This is a genomic window from Desulfonatronospira sp. MSAO_Bac3 (genome assembly GCF_003838035.1).
GTDB classification, from domain to species: Bacteria; Desulfobacterota; Desulfovibrionia; order Desulfovibrionales; family Desulfonatronovibrionaceae; genus Desulfonatronospira; species Desulfonatronospira thiodismutans.
The window spans coordinates 1-3,479 of the sequence record NZ_QYZY01000331.1; the positions used below are offsets into that span (position 1 = coordinate 1).

Annotated in this window: 2 protein-coding genes; both read left to right on the forward strand. The window is 50.5% G+C overall.

Features of this window, described 5'->3' with window-relative positions; translation table 11 throughout:
• On the forward strand, window positions 1–1,118 hold a 1,118-nt coding region (locus D5S03_RS11640), incomplete at its 5' end, for an ATP-binding protein (RefSeq protein WP_287044139.1).
• A gap of 68 nt (window positions 1,119–1,186) precedes the next feature.
• Window positions 1,187–3,479, forward strand: a 2,293-nt coding sequence (locus tag D5S03_RS11645; protein WP_287044141.1) for a PAS domain S-box protein, incomplete at its 3' end; no start/stop codon positions are given.

Consider the following 3,479-nt stretch of genomic DNA (forward strand, 5'->3'; position numbering starts at 1 on the left):
ATATAGAAGCGGGCAAAATGATCATCTGCCCTGCACATTTCAGCCTCCAGGAACTGCTTGAGTCCTTATCCGGTCTGTTTTCGGCAGAAGGCCATCAAAAGGGACTCGCCCTGGAATTTTTAATGGACTCCAATGTTCCGGCAGAAGTCATAGGAGACGCGACCCGGGTCAAGCAGGTTATGTTCACCTTAGTGGGCAATGCCCTGAAATTTACAGAACAAGGGTCCGTGCAGGTCCAGCTGACCCCTCTATCTGCGACCAAAGGAGGAGATGTCAGGGTGCAGTTTTCCGTCTTCGATACCGGAATCGGTATCCCTGAGGACAGGTTGAGTGATCTGTTCAACCCCTTTGTACAGGTGGATGGATCGTATACACGCAAATACCAGGGCGCAGGCCTTGGCCTGTCCTTAGTCAAACGCCTGGTGGATTTGATGAACGGAAACATTTCCGTTGAAAGTGAAGTGGACCGGGGGACCACAGTGCACGTGGTCCTGCCCTTTGCCTTGCCGCCTGTAGATCACTTAGAATCTGCTATTGCAGCCGCTAATCAGCAAGATTCGAAAAAGCACTTAGATATCCTGCTGGCAGAAGACGATAACTTGAATCAGTTATTTATGAAAAAGATGCTGGAAAAGCAGGGCCATAATGTCGTCCTGGCCAATAACGGGCAGGAAGCCGTAGACCTTTTCCAGGAACAGAACTTTGACTGCATACTCATGGACATTCAAATGCCTGGTATGACCGGGGTGGAGGCGACGCAGCGGATAAGAAGCATGGAGCATGGGGCATGGGGCCCCAGTGAAACCCCAGTCTGCGACAGGGAGCCCTTTGGGCTGTTTCACGGGGCAGGCATGGAGCATGGCGCAGAAGTCAGAGGTCAGGAGACAGAGGACGGAGACCAGACGTCAGAGATGGGAAAACGTATCCCGGATTTCCTCAATACCTCAATTCCTCAATCCCCCAATCCCCGAATTCCAATAATCGCTGTAACCGCCCATACCCAGCCTGGTGACCGGGAGAGATTTCTGGAGGCCGGAATGGATGATTACATAGGCAAACCGGTGAATCACGAGGATTTTCAAAGGGTGTTCAGTAAGTTTTTCGGGCAGGAGCATTAACAGCAATAACTGCGGAGTGCCTGTCACCTGCTTTCTTCTGAACTACTTATCCAGCCTTGGAGATAGTGATGTCAACGAGACCAACCAGCTTAAATGACCAGGATCAGTCTGAGCAATCTGTCTTACCGGATGCTCAGGACATCCTGGATAAAGCCACCATCGGCATTTTTAAGACAACTCTTGAAGGTCGGTTTATTTATGCAAACCGAGCCCTGGCTGAAATATTCGGCTACTCATCCCCCCGGGATCTTATCGCTTCAGTAACCGATATTGCAACACAGTTGTTTGCTGATCCAGTTCAGTGGGAAGAGGTCAGGCATCTTCTGGATCTGCACGGGATAGTCAAAAATTACGAGTGCAGGCAGATTCGACGGGATGGTACAGTATTCTGGGCATCAGGGAGTATTCAGGCTGTAACTGATGCCAAAGGAAAAGCCTCCCATTTCCAGGGTTTTGTTTCAGATATTTCAGACAGAAAGCTTGCCCAGGATCAATGGCAGTCCACTTTTGAAGCCCTACCTGACTTGATTGCCCTGGTAGATAATGACCATCGCATCCTGAGGGTTAATAACGCCATGGCCGAGCATCTTGGTTTACAACCCAGGGAAATTGAGGGACGTTTCTGTTATGAAGTAGTTCACGGATTGTCGGCTCCCCCGGATTTCTGTCCACATTCCAGAACGTTGAGAAGCCGGAATGAGGAGAATGCAGAAGTTTTTGAAGAAAGACTGCATGGGTATTTTAATGTCACCACTACACCTTTTCGAGATGCCGGTGGATTTATTCTGGGCAGTGTGCATGTAGCCAGGGATATAACAATCCAGAAACATAAACATGATGTAATGCAGCAGGCTATAGAGGAGTCCAGACGTTCTGAAGCTCATCTTTCCAGCATGTTTGAGTCGGCAAGAGCCATACTGACAACTAAGGACTTTCCATCCGCTGCCAGGCATATATTTGACAGTGTGTCCAGCCTGATAGGCTCCAGTGCAGGCTATGTGGCCCTGCTGGCCGATGACGGCCGGGAAAATGAACTGGTTTTCCTGGAGTCTGGAGGAAGACCCTGCTATGTAGATCCGGCGCTGCCCATGCCCATCCGGGGGCTCAGGGCCCAGTCATACAGCCTGAATGCTGTAGTATTTGAAAATGACTTCATGAACAGTCAATGGATGGACTTCATGCCGCCGGGGCATGTTCAGCTGGACAATGTTCTTTTTGCTCCGCTTGTTCTGGACGAAAAAACCGTGGGGATAATCGGACTGGCCAACAAGCCTGGTGGATTTACAGAAAAAGACGCAAATGCCGCCAAGTCCTTCGGGGACCTTGCAGCCATTGCTCTACGCAATTCCAGGAATCTGGAAAAGCTTGCCGAAAACGAGCAGTCACTCAACTACCGCCTGGATCTGCAACGCCTGCTCATGGACCTGGCCATGGACTTTCTCAATGTTCCAACCGACAACCTGAATCAGGCTACTGACAGAGCTCTGATGCGTCTGGGGCAATTCACCGGGACTGACCGGGTTTATATTTTTTACTATGATTATGAAAACCATGTCATGACCAACACCCATGAATGGTGCGCCCCTGGAATAGAGCCGCAAATTGACAACCTCCAGAAAATCCCTCTTGCTCTCAACCCGGAGCATGTACGAATGCACAATGAAGGCCGGCCTTTTTACCTGCCCGATGTTTCTAAGCTTGATAATAATGACCCTTTTAGACTTCACCTTGAATTTCAGGATATACAGTCTTTGCTGGCCATTCCTCTTATGGGTCCTGAAGGATGCCTGGGGTTTGTCGGCCTGGATTCGGTCCGGTCTACCAGGACATGGTCGGATTCCGAGATAAATCTGTTTGCATTACTGGCAAAGCTGTTGGTCAATGCCCAACTCAGACAGAGCAGGGAGCAGGACCTTAAAGATGCCATGGAGCAGGCTGAAATAGCCACTCAGGCCAAGTCTGAATTTCTGGCCAATATGAGCCACGAAATCCGTACTCCTATGAATGGTGTGATCGGCATGACGGATCTGCTTATGGATACCGAGCTTCGTCCGGAACAAAGAAGCCTGGCCGAATCCATCCAGAGCAGCGGCGAGGCTTTGCTGGCCTTGATAAACGACATCCTGGACTTTTCCAAAATCGAGGCCGGTCGTCTGGAACTGGAAAGCGTAGACTTCAACCTGCGCTACCTGCTTGAAGACCTGGCCTCTCTTATGGCTGTACGGGCTGATGAAAAGGGGCTGGAACTGATCTGTCTGCCTGATCCGGATGTGCCGGCCCAGGTCCAGGGCGACCCCGGACGTCTGCGACAGATACTGACCAACCTGGTGGGCAATGCCATCAAGTTTACTCACCAGGGAG